27 protein-coding genes and 1 pseudogene are annotated in these 22,885 nt (G+C 63.2%); 8 read left to right on the top strand and 20 right to left on the bottom strand.

Annotated elements, in window-relative coordinates; all coding sequences use genetic code 11:
- Positions 1 to 8: 8 nt before the first annotated feature.
- The 5 genes from AC2FM3_RS07230 to AC2FM3_RS07250 form a co-directional block, all read right to left on the bottom strand.
- Entirely contained in the window at positions 9 to 1,367 is a 1,359-nt protein-coding gene (locus tag AC2FM3_RS07230) for a glutamine synthetase family protein (RefSeq protein WP_496680263.1), read from the bottom strand.
- Complete coding sequence (locus tag AC2FM3_RS07235) at positions 1,367 to 2,047, bottom strand: type 1 glutamine amidotransferase (RefSeq protein ID WP_496680264.1); 681 nt, start codon at positions 2,045 to 2,047, stop codon at positions 1,367 to 1,369. The genes AC2FM3_RS07230 and AC2FM3_RS07235 overlap by 1 nt, the downstream gene beginning before the upstream one ends.
- 58 nt (positions 2,048 to 2,105) lie before the next feature.
- The gene (locus tag AC2FM3_RS07240; RefSeq protein WP_496680265.1) at positions 2,106 to 3,425 is read right to left on the bottom strand and encodes a glutamine synthetase family protein; all 1,320 of its coding nucleotides are present in this window, start codon (positions 3,423 to 3,425) and stop codon (positions 2,106 to 2,108) included.
- 65 nt (positions 3,426 to 3,490) lie between these two features.
- Complete coding sequence (locus tag AC2FM3_RS07245; RefSeq protein ID WP_496680266.1) at positions 3,491 to 3,715, bottom strand: GDCCVxC domain-containing (seleno)protein; 225 nt, start codon at positions 3,713 to 3,715, stop codon at positions 3,491 to 3,493.
- 4 nt (positions 3,716 to 3,719) lie between these two features.
- Positions 3,720 to 4,043 carry a hypothetical protein gene (locus tag AC2FM3_RS07250; protein WP_496680267.1) on the bottom strand — a complete coding sequence of 108 codons (324 nt, stop codon included), beginning with the start codon at positions 4,041 to 4,043 and terminating at the stop codon, positions 3,720 to 3,722.
- A gap of 97 nt (positions 4,044 to 4,140) precedes the next feature.
- Here AC2FM3_RS07250 and AC2FM3_RS07255 point away from each other — a divergent pair, with 97 nt between their 5' ends.
- Positions 4,141 to 4,530, top strand: coding sequence for a MerR family transcriptional regulator (locus tag AC2FM3_RS07255; RefSeq protein ID WP_496680268.1), 390 nt, complete (start codon positions 4,141 to 4,143; stop codon positions 4,528 to 4,530).
- A gap of 11 nt (positions 4,531 to 4,541) precedes the next feature.
- On the opposite strand, the gene AC2FM3_RS07260 is transcribed toward AC2FM3_RS07255, so the two are convergent.
- The 10 genes from AC2FM3_RS07260 to secG all read right to left on the bottom strand — a co-directional run bounded on the left by AC2FM3_RS07260 (position 4,542) and on the right by secG (position 12,239).
- On the bottom strand, positions 4,542 to 5,348 hold the full coding sequence (locus AC2FM3_RS07260) for an ABC transporter permease (protein ID WP_496680269.1): 807 nt from the start codon (positions 5,346 to 5,348) through the stop codon (positions 4,542 to 4,544).
- On the bottom strand, positions 5,345 to 6,232 hold the full coding sequence (locus AC2FM3_RS07265) for an ABC transporter permease (protein ID WP_480633320.1): 888 nt from the start codon (positions 6,230 to 6,232) through the stop codon (positions 5,345 to 5,347). The genes AC2FM3_RS07260 and AC2FM3_RS07265 overlap by 4 nt, the downstream gene beginning before the upstream one ends.
- Before the next feature lie 81 nt (positions 6,233 to 6,313).
- Positions 6,314 to 7,063 carry a transporter substrate-binding domain-containing protein gene (locus AC2FM3_RS07270; protein WP_496680270.1) on the bottom strand — a complete coding sequence of 250 codons (750 nt, stop codon included), beginning with the start codon at positions 7,061 to 7,063 and terminating at the stop codon, positions 6,314 to 6,316.
- 32 nt (positions 7,064 to 7,095) lie between these two features.
- Complete coding sequence (locus tag AC2FM3_RS07275) at positions 7,096 to 7,872, bottom strand: ABC transporter ATP-binding protein (RefSeq protein ID WP_496680271.1); 777 nt, start codon at positions 7,870 to 7,872, stop codon at positions 7,096 to 7,098.
- A 128-nt stretch (positions 7,873 to 8,000) separates the two neighbouring features.
- Positions 8,001 to 8,744 (bottom strand): phosphate/phosphite/phosphonate ABC transporter substrate-binding protein, encoded by a 744-nt coding sequence (locus tag AC2FM3_RS07280; RefSeq protein ID WP_496680322.1) that lies wholly within the window; start codon positions 8,742 to 8,744, stop codon positions 8,001 to 8,003.
- Positions 8,745 to 8,749: 5 nt separating this feature from the next.
- A complete protein-coding gene (locus tag AC2FM3_RS07285; RefSeq protein ID WP_496680272.1) occupies positions 8,750 to 9,187 on the bottom strand; it encodes a tellurite resistance TerB family protein in 438 nt (145 codons plus the stop codon).
- Between the two features lie 20 nt (positions 9,188 to 9,207).
- Positions 9,208 to 9,657: a tellurite resistance TerB family protein gene (locus AC2FM3_RS07290; RefSeq protein WP_496680273.1), complete on the bottom strand. Its 450-nt coding sequence runs from the start codon at positions 9,655 to 9,657 to the stop codon at positions 9,208 to 9,210.
- A 42-nt stretch (positions 9,658 to 9,699) separates the two neighbouring features.
- The gene (locus tag AC2FM3_RS07295) at positions 9,700 to 9,993 is read right to left on the bottom strand and encodes a DUF1330 domain-containing protein (RefSeq protein WP_496680275.1); all 294 of its coding nucleotides are present in this window, start codon (positions 9,991 to 9,993) and stop codon (positions 9,700 to 9,702) included.
- Between the two features lie 78 nt (positions 9,994 to 10,071).
- Positions 10,072 to 11,715 carry a CTP synthase gene (pyrG, locus tag AC2FM3_RS07300; RefSeq protein ID WP_496680276.1) on the bottom strand — a complete coding sequence of 548 codons (1,644 nt, stop codon included), beginning with the start codon at positions 11,713 to 11,715 and terminating at the stop codon, positions 10,072 to 10,074.
- A gap of 158 nt (positions 11,716 to 11,873) precedes the next feature.
- Positions 11,874 to 12,239 carry a preprotein translocase subunit SecG gene (secG, locus tag AC2FM3_RS07305; protein ID WP_496680278.1) on the bottom strand — a complete coding sequence of 122 codons (366 nt, stop codon included), beginning with the start codon at positions 12,237 to 12,239 and terminating at the stop codon, positions 11,874 to 11,876.
- A 149-nt stretch (positions 12,240 to 12,388) separates the two neighbouring features.
- On the opposite strand from secG, the gene nthA reads away from it, so the two are divergent.
- From nthA to AC2FM3_RS07330, 5 genes are all read left to right on the top strand, one after another.
- Entirely contained in the window at positions 12,389 to 13,003 is a 615-nt protein-coding gene (gene nthA / locus AC2FM3_RS07310) for a nitrile hydratase subunit alpha (protein ID WP_496680323.1), read from the top strand.
- Positions 13,000 to 13,677, top strand: a complete 678-nt coding sequence (nthB, locus tag AC2FM3_RS07315) for a nitrile hydratase subunit beta (protein ID WP_496680280.1) — start codon at positions 13,000 to 13,002, stop codon at positions 13,675 to 13,677. The genes nthA and nthB overlap by 4 nt, the downstream gene beginning before the upstream one ends.
- Positions 13,674 to 14,009 carry a nitrile hydratase accessory protein gene (locus tag AC2FM3_RS07320; RefSeq protein ID WP_496680281.1) on the top strand — a complete coding sequence of 112 codons (336 nt, stop codon included), beginning with the start codon at positions 13,674 to 13,676 and terminating at the stop codon, positions 14,007 to 14,009. Before nthB ends, AC2FM3_RS07320 begins: the two co-directional genes overlap by 4 nt.
- Positions 14,010 to 14,221: 212 nt before the next feature.
- A complete protein-coding gene (locus AC2FM3_RS07325; protein WP_496680282.1) occupies positions 14,222 to 15,517 on the top strand; it encodes an adenylosuccinate synthase in 1,296 nt (431 codons plus the stop codon).
- Positions 15,517 to 15,759: a DUF2842 domain-containing protein gene (locus AC2FM3_RS07330; protein ID WP_496680284.1), complete on the top strand. Its 243-nt coding sequence runs from the start codon at positions 15,517 to 15,519 to the stop codon at positions 15,757 to 15,759. Before AC2FM3_RS07325 ends, AC2FM3_RS07330 begins: the two co-directional genes overlap by 1 nt.
- A 130-nt stretch (positions 15,760 to 15,889) precedes the next feature.
- Here AC2FM3_RS07330 and AC2FM3_RS07335 read toward each other — a convergent pair whose 3' ends face one another.
- A complete protein-coding gene (locus tag AC2FM3_RS07335) occupies positions 15,890 to 17,608 on the bottom strand; it encodes a hypothetical protein (protein WP_496680286.1) in 1,719 nt (572 codons plus the stop codon).
- A gap of 122 nt (positions 17,609 to 17,730) precedes the next feature.
- Here AC2FM3_RS07335 and AC2FM3_RS07340 point away from each other — a divergent pair, with 122 nt between their 5' ends.
- On the top strand, positions 17,731 to 18,438 hold the full coding sequence (locus AC2FM3_RS07340) for a thiamine diphosphokinase (RefSeq protein ID WP_496680288.1): 708 nt from the start codon (positions 17,731 to 17,733) through the stop codon (positions 18,436 to 18,438).
- Here the strand turns inward: AC2FM3_RS07340 and AC2FM3_RS07345 are convergent.
- From AC2FM3_RS07345 to AC2FM3_RS07360, 4 genes and pseudogenes are all read right to left on the bottom strand, one after another.
- Positions 18,383 to 19,297, bottom strand: a complete 915-nt coding sequence (locus AC2FM3_RS07345; RefSeq protein WP_496680290.1) for a DMT family transporter — start codon at positions 19,295 to 19,297, stop codon at positions 18,383 to 18,385. The two genes, AC2FM3_RS07340 and AC2FM3_RS07345, sit on opposite strands and share 56 nt — an antisense overlap.
- 49 nt (positions 19,298 to 19,346) lie before the next feature.
- Positions 19,347 to 20,720 carry an L-serine ammonia-lyase gene (locus tag AC2FM3_RS07350; protein ID WP_496680292.1) on the bottom strand — a complete coding sequence of 458 codons (1,374 nt, stop codon included), beginning with the start codon at positions 20,718 to 20,720 and terminating at the stop codon, positions 19,347 to 19,349.
- A 74-nt stretch (positions 20,721 to 20,794) separates the two neighbouring features.
- A pseudogene (locus tag AC2FM3_RS07355) lies at positions 20,795 to 21,007 on the bottom strand (thioredoxin domain-containing protein); the annotation flags it as partial.
- A gap of 80 nt (positions 21,008 to 21,087) precedes the next feature.
- Positions 21,088 to 21,885 (bottom strand): methyltransferase domain-containing protein, encoded by a 798-nt coding sequence (locus AC2FM3_RS07360; RefSeq protein WP_496680293.1) that lies wholly within the window; start codon positions 21,883 to 21,885, stop codon positions 21,088 to 21,090.
- Between the two features lie 125 nt (positions 21,886 to 22,010).
- Here AC2FM3_RS07360 and rpiA point away from each other — a divergent pair, with 125 nt between their 5' ends.
- Positions 22,011 to 22,796: a ribose-5-phosphate isomerase RpiA gene (rpiA, locus tag AC2FM3_RS07365; RefSeq protein WP_005982205.1), complete on the top strand. Its 786-nt coding sequence runs from the start codon at positions 22,011 to 22,013 to the stop codon at positions 22,794 to 22,796.
- Positions 22,797 to 22,885 lie beyond the last annotated feature (89 nt).

A 22,885-nucleotide genomic window follows, 5' to 3' on the forward strand; every position in this document is an offset into this window, starting at 1 on the left:
CACATGGCTCAGACGTTCAGCAGCAGGTGTTCACGCTCCCACGGCGAAATCACCTGCAGGAATTCCTCGTACTCGGCGCGTTTCACGATGCTGTAGACGCGGGCGAACTCGGGGCCCAGAACCTGATGCAGGGCGTCGGCCTCGTCGAACAGATCCAGCGCGTTGCCCATGACCTGCGGGATGTCGCCGTCACCTTCGTAGGCGTCGCCATAGAACTGACGGCGCGGCCGGTCCTGATTGACAAGACCAAGATAGCCGCAGGCCAGAGATACGGCGATGCCCAGATAGGGGTTGCAATCCATTCCGGCGATGCGGTTTTCCACCCGGCGGCTGTCGGGACCCGACAGCGGCACGCGGATCCCCGTGGTGCGGTTGTCGCGCGCCCATTCCAGGTTGATCGGGGCGGCGTGGTCCTTGACGTAGCGCCGGTACGAGTTGACGTAGGGTGCCATCACCGCCAGCCCGGCGGGCAGGTGCAGTTGCAGACCGGCGATGAAGTTGTAGAACGCATCGGTCTCGCCGCCCTGAGGACCCGAGAACAGGTTCTTGTCCGTCTCCATGTCGATGATCGAGTGATGGATATGCATGGCCGATCCCGGCTCATCCTCGATCGGTTTGGCCATGAAGGTGGCAAAGCAGTTGTGGCGCAGCGCAGCCTCGCGGATGAGGCGTTTGAAATAGAACACCTCGTCGGCCAGCTTGACCGGGTCGCCGTGGCGCAGGTTGATCTCAAGCTGACCAGCGCCGCCCTCCTGGGTGATGCCGTCGATCTCGAACCCTTGCGCCTCGGCGAAATCGTAGATGTCGTCGATCACGGGGCCGAATTCATCGACCGCGGTCATGGAATAGGCCTGCCGCGCGGCAGCCGGGCGGCCCGAGCGGCCCATCATCGGCTCGATCCCCTTGGCCGGGTCCACGTTGCGGGCAACCAGAAAGAACTCCATCTCGGGCGCGACAACCGGTTTCCACCCTTTGTCCTTGTACAGCTGGACCACGCGTTTGAGCACGTTGCGCGGGCTGAACGGAATCGGATCGCCGTCGCGGTCGTAGGCGTCATGGATCACCTGCAACGTCCAGTCGCCCGTCCACGGTGCCGCGGTGGCGGTGGAAAAATCGGGCTTGAGGATCATGTCGCGCTCTATGAAACCATCCTCGCCTGCGGCTTCGCCCCAGTCTCCGGTTATGGTCTGGTAGAAGATGCTGTCTGGCAGATGGAAATAGGACTGCTTGGCAAATTTCGAGGCCGGAACCGCCTTGCCCCGGGCAATGCCGGGCAGGTCCGAGATGATGCATTCTACCTCGTCCAGCCGGTGTCCTTCGATGTAATCGCGCGCCGCCTGTGGCAGCTGCTCTGTCCATTCGGCCATCAGGCCCTCTCTTTCTTCAGGAAATCGGCCATCAGGCGGCCGATCCGTTCGTTGTCATCGGGGGCGGCTTCGCGGGTCTTCGCGTCTTTCATCAGCGCATCGGGCACCACACCCTTGCCGCGCGTTTCCATCAGCCCCTGGATGAAGTCGTTGGAATATTCCGGGTGGGCCTGCACGGTCCAGATCGTGTCGCCATAGGCCAGCATCGCGTTTTCGCAGAACGGGTTGCTGCCCAGCAGGTGCGCGCTTTCGGGGCGTTGCGTGACCTGATCCTGATGCCAGGCGTTCAGGCTGACGGTTTCGCCGTCATAGTCGTATTCGGTGCGCCCTATGGCCCAGCCGCCTTTGAATTTCTCGACCTTGCCGCCCAAGGCCTGCGCGATGATCTGGTGGCCGAAACAGACGCCGATCAGGGGTTTGCCGGCCGCCTGGATCTGTCGGATCAGCTCTTCGAGCGGCGGTATCCACGGATGATCCTCATAGGCACCGTGACGCGACCCGGTGATCAGCCAGCCATCGGCATCATCGGGATCATCGGGAAATTCGCCATCAACCACGGCATGGGTCACGAATTCAAAACCGTTGCCATCCAGCAGGGTGCGGAACATGGCGTCATAGTCGCCGAATTTCTTCTCCAGCGGTTCGGGCGCGTGGCCGGTCTGCAAAATGCCGATTTTCATGGGTCACCAAATTTGATCAAATTTAATCTAGCTGAGTCCCGCCGAACGGGCAAGGGGGTCAGACGGCCTCGAGATAACTGAGCCAGTGCTGATCTGCCGGGATCTGCTCGAAGCGCGCAATCTCCTGCCGCTTGGTCATGGCCATGTTGCGGATCAGATCAGCGGGAAAGATGCGCGCGACGATCGGGTCGGTCTCGAACGCAGTCACGGCCGTGTCCCAGTCAGCGGCCAATTGCGGCAGGCCGTCGATGTCGTAAGCGTTGCCGGTGATCGGGGCTGGGGGGTGCAGGCCGTCCTCGATGCCCACGAGGGCCGCGCCCAGGACCGCAGCCAGCATCAGATAGGGGTTGATGTCGCCGCCGGCCACGCGGTGCTCGATCCGGCGGGCGGCGGGCGCTCCGCCCGGAATGCGGATCGCGGCGGTCCGGTTTTCATAGGCCCAGGCCGCGCCTGTGGGGGCATGGGCTCCGGGCACGAGCCGCGAGTAAGAATTGCCATGCGGAGCAAAAATCAGCGTGCTGCCGGGCATGGCGGCCAGACAGCCGGCGACGGCAGAGCGCAGGATTTCGGTTCCTTCACGCCCGCCATTGTCAAAGACGTTGCGGCCCTGGCCATCAAGCACCGAGAAGTGCACATGCATTCCGTTCCCCGCATCATCAGCATAGGGTTTGGCCATGAAGGTCGCGGTAAAGCCGTGCTTGCGAGCCAGCCCACGGGTCAGTGCCTTGAAAAGCCACGTATCATCGGCGCAGCGCATGGCGTCCTGATGGTTCAGGTTGATCTCGAACTGGCCGATGCCGCTCTCGGAAATTGCCGTCTGGGCGGGGATCCCCATTTCGGCGCACCCGTCATAAAGCTCGGTGAAGAAGGCGTCGAAGGCGTCCATTTCGGCCATCGACAGCACCGCCTCGCCGCGCAGCCGACGGCCAGTGACCGGGTTATGCGGGGGCTTTGGATGCGCATCCGAGGAATCAAGCAGGGTGAATTCCAACTCGGTCGCGGCAACAACTTTCCACCCGCGCTGGGCATAGCGCGACAGGACCGCGGCCAGCGCATGGCGGGGATCGCCGGCAAACGGCGTGCCGTGATCGTCGTACAGACACATCGGCACCAGCGCCGTGGGTGTAGTCAGCCAGGGCATCGGCACCGGCCCGCGCTCGGTCGGGCGCAGCACGCCATCGGCGTCGCCGGTTTCGAACACCAGCGGGCTGCCCTCGATATCGGCGCCCCACAGATCGACGTTCAGCGCCGAAAACGGCATGCGCACCGCGCCGCTGTCCAGCTTGTCGGCGTAAGACGGGGGCACGCGTTTGCCGCGCATCTGGCCGTTCAGGTCACATGCGGCGACGCGAAAAGTGTGCAGGGCGGCAAGGTCCATCCGGGGCTCCGTAGCTGTGCTTCGGCAAACCTAGTCGAGCTTTTTGCCCTTGTCACGATATTTGATCAAATTATCCGACAGCAGCTGTCGCCCTGCTGAATGGGCGGGCAGGCCACGGTTCCGTACGAGCAGTAGACACAGCAATCGCCCGGCTTGGGTTTCAGCACCGTGTGACAGGCGCTGCATTCGTAGAACCACTGGCAGGCGTCGGTGGGCATGGTCTCGGTTTGCGAATGGCCGCAGGCGGGGCAGGTCAGGGTGCTTTCAAGCGTTACGGTCGTGTCTGTCATGGTCTCACATCTGTTGGATCAGAAATTCGTTGATGCGGGCCTCGTTGAACACGACGACCCAGGCGAGGGCGGTCATCGCGGTGCTGGCCGCCAGGCCCCATTTCAGATGGCGCACCTTGTTGCGCCGATAGGCCACCAGCCACGCGACCGCAACCAGTGCCGTCGAGGCCGCCAGAACATAGTAGCTGAGCGCCGCGATTTGGCCAAAGACAGCCAGCCAACTGCCACCCAGGCCCAGCAACATCATCGTCATCGGCAGCATGCAGCACGCGCCCACACTAAGGGCCGACAGGGATCCGGCGAAGCTGAGGCCGAGAAATCCGCGCATCTTGTTCCTCCGTTATTCAAGGCCTGCGGCATTGCCGCATCGCGTGGGCAGAGGTCTAAATCCTGTAGTCACTACAGGATCAAGCGAAAGAGGTCACATGATTGCGATCGGCGAAGCGGCCCGTCAAAGCGGCGTGGGGATTGAGAACATCCGGTATTACGAGCGCGAAGGCATCGTGCCGCGCCCGGCGCGGGCCACCAACAATCGGCGGCTGTATTCCGCGCAGGATGTGGGGCGGTTGCGGTTTCTGAAACGCTGCCGTGACCTGGGGGTTTCGCTGGGCGACGCAAAGGCCTTGCTGGACCTGTCCGAGGGCGGCGCGGCCGATTGCGCCGAGGTCAACGCATTGGCGCAACGTCACATGGAAAGCGTACGCCGCAAGATCGCCGAGTTGCAACGGTTGCAAGCCGCCCAGGACGAACTGACCGCCAATTGCGCCGAAGGGTCGGTGGACTGCCGGATGCTGGGCCAGTTGCGGATGGCCTGAACCCTGGCGCCTCAGCGCGCCAGGTTCAGGCGGAACCGCATCTTGGCCTTGCGCGCCACCGGCAGGTGCCGGTTCAGCCGCTTGTTGATCAGGCCGAACATGCCCACGATCACCAGCGTCAGCAGGATGAAGTAGAACGCCAAGATCGGGTAGGGGACGAACGGGTTGAACGTCTTGTCAGCGAAATAGCTGGCATAATACAGCGCATCCCCCCGTTGCTGCCAGGCCGGGAAGGCCGAGAAGAAGACCAGCGTGGTGGCATGGAACAAGAATATAGCCTCGTTTGTGTAGGCGGGCCAGGCCAGCCGCAGCATGGTGGGCCACACGATCCGGCGAAAGCGCGACCAGCCGGACATGCCATAGGCATCGGCGGCCTCGATATCACCCTTGGGGATCGACCGCAGCGCGCCATAGAAGATCTCGCCGGAATAGGCGGCGGTGTTCAGGAACAGCACGATCAGCGCCCCCAGCCAGGCCGAGGTGAAGGCGTCGAACATAGGGTAGGTCTTCTTGAGCGACAGGAACAGGAAGTAGGCAAAGAAGAACTGGATGAACAGCGGCGAACCGCGGAAGATGAAGATGAACCACTCGGACGGTTTTCGCAGCCACTTGCGGCTGGACGCCTTGCCCAGAGCCACGGCCGTGGCCAGGAAGAACCCGGTGGCCAGCGCCATCACGCCGAAATAGATGTTCCAGATCATCCCCGAACCGATCAGGGTGAACTGTTCGCATAGGGTGAAATCGCTGCGCGGCAGCAGGCGCTCGCCGATGCCGATCGAGCGCAGGCCGTAATCTTGGATGGTCTGCAGGCAGCTCATGCGGTGGTCTCCTTACGCAGCAGCTCTCCGCCCGAGGTCGCCTGGCCATGCGACAGGCGGCGCATCAGCCGTTCAAGGCCAATCTCGGAAACGCGGGTCATGCCAAGGTAAAAAACCAGCAGGAACAGGAAGTACCACATGCGCCAGTCGCCATGCGGATAGGCGGTGAATTTCGAGGTCTTGGTGCCGCCCAACTCGCGCGCCCAATAGACGATGTCCTCGACCCCCAGCAGGAACAGCAGGGGCGTGGCCTTGATCAGCACCATCCACAGGTTCGACAGGCCGGGCAGAGCATAGACCCACATCTGCGGCACGAGAATGCGCCAGAAGGTCTGGCGGCGGGTCATGCCATAGGCCTCGGCGGTTTCAAGCTGCGCCAGCGGCACGGCGCGCATGCCGCCGAACAGCACGTTGGCGGCGAAGGCGCCGAAAACGATCGAAAAGGTGATGACGGCCAGGAAAAAGCCGTAGGTTTCGTGCACCCATTCCGGTGCGGTGCCCAGCGGCAGCTTAGCGGCGGGGCAGACGAGGAAATCGTTGCCCTGACGGATCGGATCGGTCCAGTCGGGACACAGCACCTGGTGCCGCATCCATTCGAAACCCTGGTCCAGGGCGATCACGAAGAACAGGAAAAACGCAATGTCGGGCACCCCGCGCACGATGGCGATATAGCCCTTGCCCAGCCAGCCCAGCGGCGGGACATGCGACCGGGCCGCCATGGCCCCCGCAAAACCGAAGGCCAACGCCACCGGGGCCGTCACCGCCAGCAAGGCCAGAACCTTGATGAACGACAAGTAGAACGACCAGTGCACGCCGTTAGTCAGATAGCATGAAAACCAGCGGAAAGTGCCGAGCGTGTCGGGATCAGCGCAGTAGGAAAACATGAGGCGTCTTTCGAACGTCAGGCCCAGCACAAGGCCGGGATTGGTTCGGCGCGCGTGGCGCCGAACCGTAGGACCGGATGCTTAGTTGGTGACGACCGAGCCGTCAGGTGCATAGGTGGCGGTATCCTCACCGAACCACTTTTTCAGCATCTCGTTCAGGGTGCCGTCCTGTTTCATCGAGGTAATCGCGGCATCGAATTTTTCACGCAGCTCCGTGTCGCTTTCGCGCAGACCCATACCGACGCCACCGCCCAGCGGAACTGGATCGCCGACAAAGACCAGTTCGCCATTCGATTCCTCGACAAGCGGCACCAGATAGTCGCGGTCGGCCAGAACGGCATCGGCTTCGCCGTTGCGCACGGCGGCGATGGTTTCCTCGGGCGTTGCGAATTCAACCAGGGTTGCGCCCGACTCGGCCACGTGGCCGGCCTGGATGGTCGCGGTCTGTGCAGCGACAACGCCACCGGTCACGTCAACATCCGCCGAGGTGGCCACATAGGCCGACGCGGTCGGCGGGTAGTAGTCCTGGGTGAAGTCGATGACCTCGTCACGCTCGGCCGTGATCGACATGCCGGCGATGATGGTGTCGTAGTTGCCCGACACCAGGTTCGGAATGATCGAATCCCAGTCGTTCTTGACCCATTCGCATTCCAGCTGGGCGCGTTTGCACAGCTCGTCGCCGACTTCACGCTCGAAGCCGTCGATCTCGCCGGCGTCGTTGATGAAGTTGTACGGAGGATAGGCGCCCTCGGTGCCCATGCGGACCGTGTCGGCCATGGCCATGCCGGCGCCAAGCGCCAGTGCCGCGGTGGTCAGAATCAGGTTTTTCATTGGTAACTCCCCTGTTTGGTTCTGTTCTGATGTTATGCCGCCATCGTGGCGGAGAGAAAGCCCCGAAGCCGTTCGGATTCGGGCGCGGAGAAGATATCTTCGGGCGAGCCTTCTTCTTCGATCAGGCCCTGGTGCAGAAACACCACGTGGCTCGAGATGTCGGCGGCCATCTGCATGTCATGGGTGACGATGATCATGGTGCGGCCTTCGGCGGCCAGATCCTTGATTACCTTGATCACTTCCTGTTCCAGCTCGGGATCCAGCGCCGAGGTCGGTTCGTCAAACAGAAGCGCCTCGGGCTCCATGCAGAGCGCGCGCGCGATGGCGGCTCGCTGTTGCTGGCCACCCGAGAGCTGCGCCGGATAGGCGTCGCATTTGTCGCCGATGCCAACCTTGTCCAGATATCTGCGGGCGCTGTCCTCGACCTCGTGCCGGTCACGGCCCAGCACGGTGATCGGGGCCTCCATCACGTTTTGCAGGATGGTCATGTGGGCCCAAAGGTTGAACTGCTGGAACACCATCGACAGGTTGGTGCGAATGCGCAGCACCTGCTTGGGATCGGCGGGGCGGCGATGGTCGCGGGTTCCCGTCCAGCGTACCGGCTCGCCCTTGAACAGGATTTCGCCTTCCTGGCTGTCTTCCAGCAGGTTGCAGCAGCGCAGCAGGGTGGATTTGCCCGACCCCGATGACCCGATCAGCGACACCACGTCGCCGCGATGGGCGGTGATGTCCACTCCTTTGAGGACTTCGAGATTGCCAAAGCTTTTGTGCAGGTTCCTGATCTCGATGACGGGAGTGCTGTCGGTCACGGGTCGTCCTGGTGTTGTTGAGTGCGTTGGTGCGGTACTAGGGCTGAAAAACCAGAGCAATGCAATGCGCAAATGACAAGTTCAAGACCTGAAATCTCCGATTCGGCCAAGGAAAGTGGTCAAATTGGTCAGCTTTCGGGCACCACCGCCGCGGGCGGTGGCGGGTTGGGAACGGCAAGGTAGAGATCGGGAGCAATGTCGATCAACCCGTGAATGTGCAGCGCCGCGCGATCGGCCGGGGAAAGGTCTGAGATCGCGGCGCGAACCGCGGCGGCGACCGCGGCCGGATCGCGCGTGATCGCGGTGATGTAGGGCAACGCCGGGGTGGGGCGCGTGGTTGCCACTTGGCGCAGGCGCTGGCCCAGATCGGTGTGCTCTTGCAGCAGCACCCTTGTCAGCGCGTCCAGCGATGCAAAATCGGCATGTCCGTCGGCCACGGCCTGCGCTGACAGGGCGTGTCCACCGGTTTCCAGCAGGCGCGCCGGTGCAAGGCCCAGTTCGGACAGATGCGTGACCGGGGCGGCCCAGCCCGATTGGGACAGGGCCTCGTTATAGGCAAAGACGCAGGCGGCCAGTTCTGGCAGATCACGCGCATCATTGGCCCGGGCCACGAAAACCGAACAATAATGCCCCGGCGGGCAACCCAGCAGGCCATAATTGGGGGTGCCAACCAGATGCACCTTGCCATGCAGTCGGGTGCGATAGGGCATGCCGCAGGTCTGGGCAAAGACTAGGTCAGGGTCCTGCCAGATTTCCCAGAAATCGCGATCACGGGTCAGTTGGCCCGGACCTTCGCCCAAATGCGCGCGAATCAGGCTCCAAAAGCGATCATTGACGGGCCGAAGGGCGGGCATGTCGTACATGCCCAGCATTGCGGTCACGATTTGGCGGCCTTCTGCCGGGCCCGTGCCGAATCCACGTCGCTGACGCCCAGAAGGCTGACCACCAGCCGCAAAAGCGAATCCTCATCCTGCGAGCGCTGACCGTCGGCCAGCGCCACCGACCACAGCGCCTGAACCACGCTGAGGCGGTGATCGTAGGGCACCGCATCCTTGATGGCACGGGTGAAACGGACGGTGTCGGGGGCTTCTGCCTCGAGGTCCTCGGCCCGCGCACGCAGTCCTGCGGCCTCGAACGGCGACAGGTCATAGCGTTCAGCCAGGACCTTGTCGATGCGCGACATTTCGCTGTCGGCATAGTCATCGTCGGACCGGGCCAGGCGCACCAGCAGGGCGGCAAGCGCTAGCCGGGCGTCGTCATCGGTCAGTGGGTCGGGCTGCGGCTGGGTAAGCCGGGACAGGAAGGCATTGAACATGCCTCAGATATAGCGGCGGCTCAGTCTGCGTCCAAGCGGCTTTGCACGCGTTCGCGCGCGGCCTGGCTGTCATTGTAGCTGAGCCCCATGGCGATGCGTGCCTCTTCCACAATCTTGATCTCGCCCTCGTCCGAGTTTCCGTCGGCCAGCACCACCTCCCACAGGGCCTCCATCGCGGCCAGCCGCTCCTGCAAGTCCGTCGTTTCGCGGATCAGCTTGCCGAACGTGTCGGTGTCGGGGGCTGCGGCGTGCAGCTTCTCGCAGGTGGCGCGGACCTGGGCGGCCTCGATCGCGTTGTGCTGGTACAGGCGTGCCAGGATGCGATCGATCAACCGGATCTCTTCCAGCTTGTAGTCGCGGTCGGCCTGAGCCACGCGCACCAGCAACGCGCCTAGAGCCAGTTCCGTGTCCGGATCGGGCAGGGTGGTCTGTTGCTGCGGGCGAAACGCTTGAAAGAACTTTTTCAACATTGGCGCAGACTATTCCGTATTTTGTGGTCCGCCAAGCCCGGGCTACCCGTCATAGCCTTCGATGACCACCAGATCGCCCAGCGAGACCGGATCGCGCAAGGCCTTGGCTTTCTGGTAACCCGCGCTTTCATAGCAGGCCAGCGCATCCTCGTAGCTTGGGAATTCGATCACCACGGTGCGGGCGCGGGCTGCACCTTCCTTGACCTGGCGCTGACCTCCGCGCACCAGAAACCGCGCGCCATAGGCGGCGAAGGGTTCGGCGTTTGCGGCGATGTAATTCCTGTAGGCCTCCATATCGTTCACGTCGACATGCGCCACCCAGTATCCTTTGGCCATGAAACTCCCCCCTGCGGTTCTTCCGGGTCAAATTGACCCGGAACGGAATGCAAAGCAAGCCCAAGCCGAAGGGGCGCGTCAGACCAGGCGCGAGCTTTCCTTCGCAGCGCGCACGAAATCGCGGAACAGCGGGTGCGGGTCGAAGGGTTTGGACTTCAATTCTGGGTGATATTGCACGCCAATGAACCACGGGTGATCCGACCATTCGACGATTTCCGGCAGGCGCCCGTCGGGCGACATCCCCGAAAATTTCAAGCCCGCTTTCTCAAGCTGTTCGCGATACTTGGTGTCCACCTCATAGCGGTGGCGGTGGCGTTCCTCGATCTGGGTGGTGCCATAGACCTCGGCCACCTTGGAGCCTTCGGTCAGAACCGCATTGTAGGCGCCCAACCGCATGGTGCCGCCCTTGTCATCGCCAACCTTGCGTTCGATCTTGGCGTTACCCTGAATCCATTCCTTGAGGTGATAGACCACCGGTTCAAACCGTTTCTGGCCGGCCTCGTGGTCGAATTCCTCGGACCCCGCGCCGGAGATGCCGGCAACGTTGCGGGCGGCTTCGATCACGGCCATCTGCATACCCAAGCAGATGCCCAAATAGGGAACCTGATGTTCGCGGGCGTATTGCGCCGCCTTGATCTTGCCCTCGGTGCCACGCTCGCCGAATCCACCCGGCACCAGAATGGCGTGGAAGCCTTCCAGATGCGGACCGGGGTCCTCGGTGTCGAAGATCTCGGCATCGACCCATTCGACCTTGACCTTGACGCGGTTGGCCATGCCGCCGTGGGTCAGCGCTTCGGCAATCGATTTATAGGCGTCTTCCAGCTGGGTGTATTTGCCGACGATGGCCACCTTCACCTCGCCTTCGGCGTTGTGGATGCGGTCGCTGACGTCTTCCCATTTCGACAGGTCGGGCTTGGGGGCCGGGCTGATCTGGAAAGCATCCAGCACCGCCTGATCCAGCCCTTCCTTGTGGTAGGCCAGCGGCGCGTCATAGATTGTGGACAGGTCCTGCGCAGCGATCACCGCATCGGGGCGGACGTTGCAGAACAGGGCCAGCTTTTCGCGCTCTTTCTGCGGGATCGGACCTTCGGAACGGCAGACCAGGATGTCGGGGGCCAGACCGATCGAGCGCAGTTCCTTGACCGAGTGCTGGGTGGGTTTGGTTTTCAATTCTCCGCTGGCCTTGATGTAGGGCAGCAGGGTCAGGTGCATAAAGATGCACTGGCCACGCGGCTTGTCCTGGCTGAACTGGCGGATCGCTTCAAAGAAGGGGAGGCCTTCGATGTCGCCGACAGTGCCGCCGATTTCGCAAAGCATGAAATCGACCTCGTCCTCGCCGATGGCGATGAAATCCTTGATCTCGTTGGTGACGTGGGGAATGACCTGGATGGTCTTGCCCAGATAGTCGCCGCGGCGCTCCTTCTCGAGCACGTTCATGTAGATGCGGCCCGAGGAAATGGAATCGGTCTTGCGTGCCGGAACGCCGGTGAAGCGTTCATAGTGACCCAGGTCCAGGTCGGTTTCTGCGCCGTCATCGGTGACGAAGACCTCGCCATGTTCGAACGGCGACATGGTGCCGGGATCGACGTTCAGGTAGGGATCGAGTTTGCGTAGACGCACCGAATATCCGCGTGCCTGCAGCAACGCGCCCAGTGCGGCCGAGGCCAGCCCCTTGCCCAGCGACGAAACAACACCACCAGTGATGAAAATAAAACGCGCCATGTTTTTCGGCTGCTCCCGTGAGACGTCATTACCAACTGCCCGGCGGCCTGAAAAACCGCAGCATCACGGGACTTCACATATAAAGGATTCGCGCCAAAAGCGCAAGAGAACCGCAAGATGCTGTTGCCGTTCTCTTTCAGGTTTCTAGGTTTTGTGGATCAGTCGGCCTGCGGGATCAGCGGGGCATTGTCGCCCTGCGCCGGAGGCAGCAGATCTTCGGCCGGCGGAACCAACGGTGTGGTTTCTTCGGTTTCCACCGGAGCCGGAACGCCCAGACGATCGATGACCGACGTGCCAGCCGATTTCTGCGCCGCCAGAATCGTCAGCGTGATCGAGGTGACGATGAAACAGGCCGCAAGAATCCAAGTCAGTTTGCCCAGCGCCGTCGCGGCTGCGCGGCCGGTCATGGCGCCGCCGCCACCGCCGCCCATCCCCAAGCCGCCGCCCTCGGACCGCTGCATCAGGACAACGGCAATCAGGCCAAGGGCCAGAAGAAGGTGGATGATGAGAACGACGTTTTCCATGGTGGTCCTGTACGGCGTGGCGTGTATCGCCGGGTACTTAAGCAAGTTTGGGGGCGGGGGCAAGTCACGAGTTTCCCGCAGCCGGATCGATCCGCGATTTTGCATCGAAAGATGTGGACAGGACGCGGTGCATCGCGCAGGCTTTGGCCATGCCACATGACCACCCCGATCATCCGCACGCCCTGCTGCCACCCGAACCCGCCCTGCGCGTGAAAGCGCTGGAAACGGTTCTCATCCGCAAGGGCCTGATCGACCCGGTGGCTCTGGATGAGATCATTGACATCTATCAAAACCGGATTGGTCCGCAGAATGGTGCGCGCGTTGTTGCAAAGGCATGGGCCGATCCACAGTTCAAATCCGGGCTGCTAAAGGATGCGACGCCGCTGATCGCCGAACTGGGCTATTACGGGCGGCAAGGAGAGCACATTGTGGTGGTCGAGAACACGCCGCAGCAGCACAACATGGTCGTCTGCACCCTGTGCAGCTGCTATCCGTGGCCGCTGCTGGGGATTCCGCCCACCTGGTACAAGTCAGACGCCTATCGCGCCCGCGCGGTGCGCGAGCCGCGAAAGGTTTTGGCAGAGTTCGGCGTAAATCTGCCGTCTGAGACGGCGGTACGCGTGTGGGATTCGACAGCCGAGATACGCTACCTCGTCCTTCCGATAAGGCCGCCGGGCACTGAGGGGATGAGCGAGGACGAGCTTACGGCGCTGGTGACCCGCGACAGCATGATCGGCACCGGGCTGCCCAAGGTGCCGGCATGACGCGCGCGCATGATATGGGTGGCCGGTTCGGGGATGGCAGGGTCCGGCCCGAGCCGCAGGAGGCCCCGGTTTTCGCCGAGGAGTGGCACGCCCGGGCGCTTGCCGTCACGCTGGCCGCGGGCGCGTTGGGGCAATGGAACATTGACACCGCGCGCCATGCGCGCGAGCGGTTGTCGCCGCAAGACTATGCGCGGTTTTCCTATTACGAAAAATGGATCTCGGCCCTGGCTGACCTGTTGGTCGAAACGGGTGTGCTCAGCCTGGACGAGCTGCGCGGGGTGGACACCAAGGTGGAACATCCGTTGGCGGTTCGGGCGCTGCAAGCCGGTGCTGTGGAAAAAGTTCTGGCCATGGGTGGTCCGGCCGACCGTCCTCCGAACGTCGAGGTCGAATTCAAGGTTGGTCAGGTGGTGCGTACGCGCCGACCGGCGGGGAACCGATTGGTCGATGGCGGTCATACCCGATTGCCGAAATATGCCGCCGGAGCGCAGGGGCGGATCTTGCGCGTTCACGGATCTCACGTGCTGCCGGATTCCAGCGCCCACGGACTGGGTGAAGCGCCTGAGCCGCTCTACGCCGTCGCGTTTCGGGCCTCGCAACTTTGGACGCATCCCGAAAGCCCACAGGACGAGGTCATCCTTGACCTTTGGCAAAGCTATCTGGAGCCGTCATGACCACATGCCCACCACCAATCCGACCTGACGTGGTGTTCGAGCAACCCTGGCACGCACAGTTGTTCGCCGCCACGGTTGCGCTGAACGAGGCGGGGAGGTTTTCCTGGGCTGAATGGACGAATGCCTTTTCGACCACTTTGACGCGGCACGGTGTCGCCCGCGAACTGGATGGCAGCAATGACTATTTCCTAGCTTGGCTAGAAACGCTCGAGACACTTTTGGTATCCTCAGGTGCCGCCGAGCGCAATGAACTTGATGCTGTGTTCGAGGCTTGGAGGGTTGCGTTTCTGAGCACTCCACACGGGCACCCAGTTCGACTTACTCGCGAATAGGGGCTCTGCCCCCGCCGCCCGTTCCGGGCGACTCCCCCAGGATATTTATGGCCAGATGAAATTTGCGGCCAATGTTCATCCGGCCCAAAATATCCCCACCGGAGGCATCGCGCGCCAGCGCGATCGAACACTGCGTCGAAATACCGGTTTCCCTGCTGCCTGTGCCTCGTTATACGGGCCGAGTTTGGAAAATCAGCACAAAAGGACCGGATATGGCCAATGTTGTTGTTGTCGGCGCCCAATGGGGCGACGAAGGAAAAGGCAAGATCGTCGACTGGCTGAGCGAGCGGGCAGACGTGATCGCGCGTTTTCAGGGCGGGCACAACGCCGGGCATACGTTGGTTATCGACGGCAAGGTCTACAAGCTGCACGCCCTGCCGTCAGGAGTGGTGCGTGGCGGCAAGCTGAGTGTCATCGGCAACGGGGTCGTGCTGGATCCGTGGCACCTCTTGGAAGAGATAGAGACGATTCGCGGGCAGGGGGTCGAGATCACGCCCGAAACGTTGATGATTGCCGAGAATACACCCTTGATCCTGCCGATTCACGGAGAGTTGGACCGGGCGCGCGAAGAGGCCGCAAGCAAAGGGACCAAGATCGGCACGACTGGCCGTGGAATCGGGCCGGCCTATGAAGACAAGGTGGGGCGCCGCTCGGTGCGGGTGGCCGATCTTGCGGATGATGCGACACTGGAGACCCGGGTCGACCGGGCATTGCAGCATCATGACCCCCTCCGCAGGGGGTTGGGTATTGCTCCGGTCGATCGCGATGCCCTGATCGCTCAACTGAAGGATGTCGCGCAGCAGATTCTTCCGTTTGCCGCCCCGGTCTGGAAAGTGCTCAACGAAAAGCGCAAGGCGGGCAAGCGCATCCTGTTCGAGGGCGCACAAGGTGCGTTGCTGGACATTGATTTCGGTACCTACCCGTTCGTGACATCGTCAAACGTGATCGCCGGCCAGGCCGCGACGGGCGTAGGTATTGGACCCGGATCCATCGATTTCGTTCTGGGTATCGTCAAGGCCTATACGACCCGGGTGGGTGAAGGGCCTTTCCCGACCGAGTTGCATGACGCGGACGGGCAGCGCCTGGGTGAGCGCGGGCACGAGTTCGGGACCACCACTGGACGCAAGCGGCGTTGCGGTTGGTTCGACGCCTGTCTGGTGCGCCAGACCTGTGCAACCAGCGGGGTCAACGGTATTTCGCTGACCAAGCTGGATGTTCTGGATGGTTTTGACACGCTGAAGATCTGTGTTGGCTATGAGTTGGATGGGCAGCGCTTGGACTATCTGCCCACGGCCGCCGAGCAGCAGGCGCGCTGCAAGCCGATCTATGAGGAGTTGCCGGGCTGGAGCGAGTCCACCGAAGGTGCGCGCAGTTGGGCGGATCTTCCGGCCAATGCGATCAAATACGTGCGTCGGGTCGAAGAACTGATCGAGTGCCCGGTGGCCTTGTTGTCCACCAGCCCGGAGCGGGACGACACCATCCTGGTGACCGACCCGTTTGCAGACTGATGCGCAGGCAACAAGAAACCGGTCTCAGCTACAAGGCGCGCAGGCGGTGGTCATTGGTGCTGCTGCTGGTGGGGCTGCCGCTCTACATCGTGGCCGTCGTCACCGTGTTGAACTGGCTGGACCGTCCTCCGATCTGGCTGGAACTTTTGGTTTATGTCGGGCTTGGGATCCTGTGGGCGCTTCCGTTCAAATTCGTGTTCAGGGGGGTGGGGCAGGCCGACCCCGACCAAGAGCAGGAGTAAGTGCACCACTGGCCCTGATCAAAGCCGCGTGATCGGGGCGCGACCGGCTTCCCAAAAGAACCCATGTCAGCCGCACCAAAAAAGGCCGGAGAAATGTCTCCGGCCCGATTGGTCAGTTGTGGGGGTCTTGTCAGCCCGCGGCGCGTTTGTCCTCGGGCCGGAAGCCGATCTGGTTCGAGGCGGCAAAGCGCCCTCCGCCGGCTTTTTCGATTTTGCCGTCGCGCAGCAGCTGGCCGAACGACCGCAAGCTTTCCTCGCGGTTGAATTCGTCTTGTTTCAGGGCGCGAACCTTGTTCATCAACTGAGGGCGCGAGAACTGTTCCTGGCCCTCGATGAACGACAGGTAGGCGGCCGCGGCCTCGAGCAGTTCGGGCAGTGACTGTGCGCCCTGTTCTTGCGCGAACCGGGCAAACCCGCCTTCATCGGGTGACGAGTCCGCCGGTTCGGCGGTCACGCGGCGCGGGGTCACCGGGCCCGCCTCTGGGGCGTCCTTGTCGACCCGCTGCTCGGCCACCAGCTTGAGGGGGGCGGCCGTATCCGATTCCGGGCGCATGCTGGTTACTCGAATCTCGGGGCGGCGCGGGCTGACGACCGAGGCCAGATCGCCGCGGTATTTTTCGTCCTCGGAAGCCGCATTGTCACCGGTCGCCTCGCGCTCGGCTTCGGTGGCCGCGACAGCCGTGCGCAGGTGCGAATAGGTTTCTCGCGTGTCGGCAGTGGCCGGGTCACCCAGTTCGGCATCCGCCTTCTGCAGCAGGCGCAGAACATCCGTGTCCAGTTCGTCGTCGTCCGCGTGGTCGGCCGGCGCTTCCATTTCGGACTCGATCGCGGAAATTTCGCGCAGGATGTTTTCCTCATCCTCGACCGTCAGGGTGCCGGTTGCCTCTTTGGTGTCATCCGAGTTGTCGTCTTCGCCCAGAATGTTGAGGATGTCGTCGACATCGGGCTGGGCGTCGTCCTCGATATCCTCGAACAGGGCTTCTTCGGCCGCTGCTTCCGGTTCGATCGGGGTGGAAGGTGCCGCGGGCGCCATCTCGTCAGACCCGTTGTCCTCGGTCTCTGCCGCCTCGGCCTGGGGCGTTTCAACGGACAAATCGTCGTCGGCATCTGTGTCTTGAAGGTCTTGAAGCGGCAGGTCGGGTTCCACGTCAGTCTGATCGACCAACTCAACGGAGGCACCGGTTTCTGCAGCGCTTTCCACATGGTCGTCCGGCTGGGCCATGATTGGTTCCGCACCGGCGGTGGACGGGGTGTCGGGCTGCCGGGGGCTGGCTGCCGCCGGATCCGAACCGGCCACCGTTTCCAGATCGTCCGGGGCCAAGGCGCCCGTTTCGAAAGCAGCCGAAATGGCGTCGACCTGGGGTTCGGTTGCAGCCAGAAAGCCGGTCTCATCTTCTTCTGAGTAAGGCGTGGGGGGGTGGTCGCCGTGGGAAACCACCGCGCGGATACGCTGCAGTTTCGCGGCGATGCTGTCCGCAGCCGGGGGCGGCGCCGCAGGGCGCGCGGCTGGGTCTTGCGGGTCAGACAGGGGAGGGGTCATAGAGGGGGTCCGGGTGTCAGCAGTCATGGGGTGCGGTGCGGCCGAAGGGGGGCGATCCGAGGCGCGCAACAGCAACCCGTTCTCGCCGGGGCGGGCCTCGACGTGGCGCGCGGTGTCTCGTTGCGCGATGCGGGCCAGCATCTCGGCGTCGGGTTGCGGAGGTTCAGAACCGAAATAGCGATCTTCTGCGGCGAGATCGCGGAAATATTCCGCAATCGCCTTCATCGTTTCGAAGGAATCGTCGAACCCTTCCAGCGTGCAGGAAAAAGTCCCGTAGGAAACGGTCAATACCTTGTTGTTCTGTACCATCAGACGCACGTCCTTTACACAATAACACAGCCAAACTCGCAACCGCGGCGCAGAATCGGCTCAAGCAACTGTTCTGATGAACCTATCATTTTGTGGTCTGAATGTGTCCAAAAGCGGGAAAAATGGTCAATCTTGGAAAAAACGGCGAAATTGTTCATTCTGATTGGCCAATCGGGCTGTTTGGTGGCGGAGAAATCGGCCCCGGCGATCTGGATCTGGCGCTGAGCCGCGTCAGGCTGGCCGTTGCTGCGGATGGGGGCGCGGCGGGTTTGATCGATTCGGGGCGCGTTCCGGATGCGGTGATCGGCGATTTCGACTCGCTTTCCAGCCGCCATCGTGCGCAGGTGCCGGCCGAGCGGCTGTTTCCGATCCGCGAACAGGACAGCACCGATTTCGACAAGGCCCTGCGCAATATTCGAGCACCGGTGGTGCTGGGTGTCGGATTCCTGGGCGGGCGGCTGGATCACCAGCTGGCGGTGTTCAATACCATGGTGCGTTGGCCGGATCGGCCCTGCATCCTTCTTGGGTCGCAAGAGGTGGTGTTCCACGCGCCGCCGCATGTCACCTTGCAGATCCCGCCAGGCGACACGGTGTCATTGTTTCCGTTCCGGCGGGTGACCGGGCGAAGCTTGGGGTTGGAATGGCCCATCGACGGATTGGTGCTGGAACCCGACGGGCGTGTGGGCACATCGAACCGGGCGCTGTCGGATGTCACGCTCACGGTGGATGGGCCGGGCTTGATCGTGATGGTTCCGCGCGGCGCGCTGGATCAGGTCATGCAGGCGTTTGCGTCCGGGCAGACAGGGCGGTGGCCCGCTCGCGCAGAATGACATAGAGGCCGGCACCCACGGTGATCGCGATCCCCAAGGCGGCAAGACCGTTGGGCAGGTCGCGGAAGATCAGCCAGCCGATCAACGTGGCGACGGGGATTTCCAGATACTGCATCGGGGCCAGCGTGGCCGACGGCGCATAGCGCAGCGACCACGTCATCAACAGGTGCGCGACCGTGCCCAATACCCCTATGGACAGCAGCAGACCGTAGGGGGCGTTGGCCGGCAGAGTCAGCGTCAGGGCAGGCAGGTCTGCGGATGCGCCGATCAGAAGGACAGGCAGCAGCAACAGCGTTGCCATCAGACCCGATACCGCCTGCAGGGCGATCGGATCGGTCTCTTTGGCGATCTGCCGCGTGACCAGCATGAACAGGGCGAAAACCACCGCAACGATCAACGGCAGCAATGCGGGGACGCCCACTTGGGCAAAGCTGGGCTGGATCACCAGCAGGGTGCCGGCAAAGCCGATGATGCAGGCGATCAGGCGGCGGGGGCCGACCTCTTCGCCCAGAACGTAGCGCCCCAGCAGCAGCATGATGAACGGCATGACGAAGGCGATGGCCACCGCATCGGCCAGCGGCAGGAATTGCAGCGCGCTGAACATCGCGCTGATGCCGATGATATGCAGCAGCGTGCGCAGCGCGGTCAGCCGCAGGACGCGCCCGCGCATCCGCCACGGTCGGCCGGTCAGTGCCACCAGAGGGATCAGGAGCGCAGCCTGCACCGCGAAACGCGCCAGGACCAGCAGGCCCAGCGGCATGGTCTCGCCCAACAGCTTGGCCAGCGCGTCGCCCAGCGGGGCCAGCACGCAGAAACCAAGCATCAGGAAGATGCCGAAGACGGGGCGATCCTGGGTCATGGCCCGCACGCTAGGTCAAGCGGCGGGCCGGTGAAAGGCCTAATGCGTCTCAGCAGTTCGGCACGTTGACGGCCAGACCGCCCAGCGAGGTTTCCTTGTACTTCTCGTGCATGTCATGGCCGGTCTGGCGCATGGTCTCGATCACCGCGTCCAGCGGCACGAAATGCTGCCCGTCCCCGCGCAGGGCCAGCGACGCCGCCGAAACCGCTTTGATCGCGCCCAGCCCGTTGCGCTCAATGCAGGGAACCTGCACCAGCCCGGCGACCGGGTCGCAGGTCATGCCCAGATGATGCTCCAGCGCGATCTCGGCGGCATTTTCCACCTGTTCGGGCGTGCCGCCCATCACTGCGCAGAGGCCCGCCGCGGCCATCGCGGCCGCGCTGCCCACTTCGGCCTGACACCCGGCCTCGGCGCCCGAGATCGAGGCGTTGTACTTCACCAGCCCGCCAATGGCGGCGGCGGTCAACAGGAAATCCTCGATATGGCTTTCCGATGCGCCGGGAACGTGGTCGAGGTAATAGCGCAGCACCGCCGGCAGCACGCCCGCCGCGCCGTTGGTGGGGGCGGTGACGACCTGACCGCCAGCAGCGTTTTCCTCGTTCACCGCCATCGCATAGACGCTCATCCAGTCGTTGATCGTGTGCGGCGCATTCAGGTTCATGCCCCGTTCGGCCATCAGCGCATCGTGGATCGCCTTGGCGCGGCGCCGTACCTTAAGGCCGCCGGGCAGGATGCCGTCGGTGCTCAGCCCGCGCTCGATGCAGGCGTTCATCACCTCCCACAGGCGGGCGGTGCCCTTGGCGAAACTGTCGGCGCAGCCGCGCGCGATCTCGTTGGCGCGTTTCATTTCGGCGATGGACTTGCCGCTTGCGCGGGCCATCTCCAGCATCTCGGCTGCGGTCTTGAACGGGTAGGGCACGGGGGGACCATCGTTGGTGTCCTTGCCTTCGGCCAGTTCCTCTTCGGTCAGGACAAAGCCGCCGCCGACCGAGTAATAGACCTGCCGCAGGATCACGTCGCCCTGCGCGTCGGTGGCCATCAGGATCATGCCGTTGGCGTGGCCCGGCAGCGCGTTGTCATAGTCAAAGATCAGGTCCGCCTTGGGGTCGAAGCGCAGCGTGGGCAGGCCCTCGGGCGAAACGCTGCGGGCGTCGGCGATGGCGGCCAGGGTCGCCTCGGCCTTGTCATGGTCATAGGTGTCGGGGGTGAACCCGGCCAGGCCCAGGATCGTGGCCCGGTCGGTGGCGTGGCCGACCCCGGTAAAGGCCAGCGATCCGTGCAGCGAGGCGCGCAGCCCCGCGAATTCGAACGGCGAGGCGCGCATCAGATCCAGGAACCGGGCGGCAGCCACCATGGGTCCCATCGTGTGGGACGAGGACGGGCCGATGCCCACTTTGAACATGTCGAAGACGGAAAGAAACATCAGGTGGCAGACCCTTCTGGAGGCTTTGCATAGGTGGGTGCGGTAAACGGTGCGGTGCCCAGCCCTTCGGCCGTGATCGCGGCGGTTCCAAAGATCGGGCACTGCGGGGTTCCCAGAACCCGTATCAGCCCGTTGGGATTGAGCGCGCGACAGGCGGCGCTGTCCTGCGCATTGTGGGCGCGGTCGACCAGTTCCGTGCGGTAGGGCAGGCCCATCTCTTCCAGCGCCAGCCGGATCACCAGCGCGGCGTTGTCGGGGGCGTAGTGCAGGGCATACCGTTCAGTCATGGAGCCAAAATATCCAGCCCGCCTGTTGCGCGAACATACGATTGCGACGTTTCCGATAGGAAACGCGTATTTCCGACACATCAAATCGTCAATGGCAAGGATCGGCTTTTGTGCGCCACCCAGACGAAATGGGTGATCGACATGAAAAACCGGCCCGCGTCGGCAAGGGCGTTTTGCTCGTCGGCCCAGGCCGTTGCCTCGGCCTCGAGGATTTCGCCAGACTGGATGGCAAAGTCCTGCATCAGCCGAATCATCATCAGGGCTAGTCCGTCGGGGCGCAGGGTGGTGTCGCAGAACGTCACCGGATTCACCTGGTCCGGTTGAAACCCGCAGCCCCGCAGGGCCGCGGGCAGCGCGGCCGGAACGCAGCGGTCGGCCAGGTGGGCGTCCCAGATTTCGCAGATGCGGCGCATGCGTTCAGGGTGGTCGCTGTGCCATGTCAAACTGTCCCAGTGCGTGTCGCCGATCACCAGACGCCCGCCCGGACGCAGGACGCGGTTGAGTTCGCTCAGCGCAGGCGCCGGGTCGGCGAAATATTCGAAGACCTGTACGGACACGGCCTTGTCGAAATGCTGGTTGTGGATCGGCATGTCAAAGGCCGAGCCCTCGACCAGGTCAACGTGATCAAACGCGCTGCATCGGCTGCGCGCGGCGGCCAGCATGTCCGGGCTGGTGTCGAGGCCGGTAACCTGCCCCTGTGGCCCCACCGCACGGGCCAGTTCGGCGGTCAGCAGGCCGGTACCGCAGCCAAGATCCAGGATCGCCTCACTCGGGGCGGGGGCGAGGGCGTCGAAATTGGCGCGACGGCGGCGCGATACATCCGCGCCCTGATAGGCCATGTCCAGCAGTTGCGCCGTGGATTTTCCGAATTTCAGCATGGTGCCCCCTTCGGACCATCGTAGCCGAAATTCTTGTGCAGACGAAGGAAACCGCGCCCTTCCCCCTCGCACCCGCAGCAGGGATTGCCTATAAGGGGTCGAATTTTGAACTTTGCGAGGTTGCAATGACCCAGAAACTGTCACCGATCGACACTGCCAAGCGCGTCGCCGCCTATCGGGCGGCCGAGATGGTCGAGGACGGAATGCGCGTGGGGCTGGGCACCGGGTCGACGGCGGCCTGGTTGGTGCGCCGACTGGGCGAGCGCGTGAAGAACGAGGGCCTGAAGATCAGGGGCGTTCCGACCTCGACCGCAACGGCGCAGCTGGCGCGCGAGGTGGGCATCGAGGTGGTATCGCTGGATCAGGCCGGGTGGCTGGACCTGACCATCGACGGGGCCGACGAATTCGACGGCGAGTTGAACCTGATCAAGGGCGGCGGCGCGGCCTTGCTGCAGGAAAAGATCGTGGCCACGGCCAGCGACCTGATGGTGGTGATCGCCGATGCCGGCAAAGAGGTCGAGACTCTGGGCGCCTTTCCCCTGCCGATCGAGGTGATTCCCTTTGGCTGGCAGACCACGCGGACGCTGGTCGAGGAACTGCTGGATTCGATGGACGTTCTGGGCACGTCGGCTACGTTGCGGATGAACGGCGAGGCCCCGACCGTCACCGACGAGGGCAACCACATCCTGGACCTGCACCTGCAGCGTATCGGCAACCCGCGGCAATTGGCGCTGGCCCTGAACCAGATCCCCGGCGTGGTGGAAAACGGGTTGTTCATCGACATCTGCGACAAGGTGGTGATCGGGTTCGGCGATGGCCGGGTCGAGCTGCGCGACATCAACGAAGGCACGATCCAGCTGGATCGTCTGGGCGAGGGCGACGACAACCTGTTCTCGGACCTGGCCGACTGACCGGGGCGTTCACGCGCCCGTGTGGTATCAATGCCCGGGGCTTGGCAGGTTGTGCTGCGCCCCCACATATCCAAGACACTTCGAGGCAG

The organism is Ruegeria sp. BHSB172 (genome assembly GCF_059613165.1).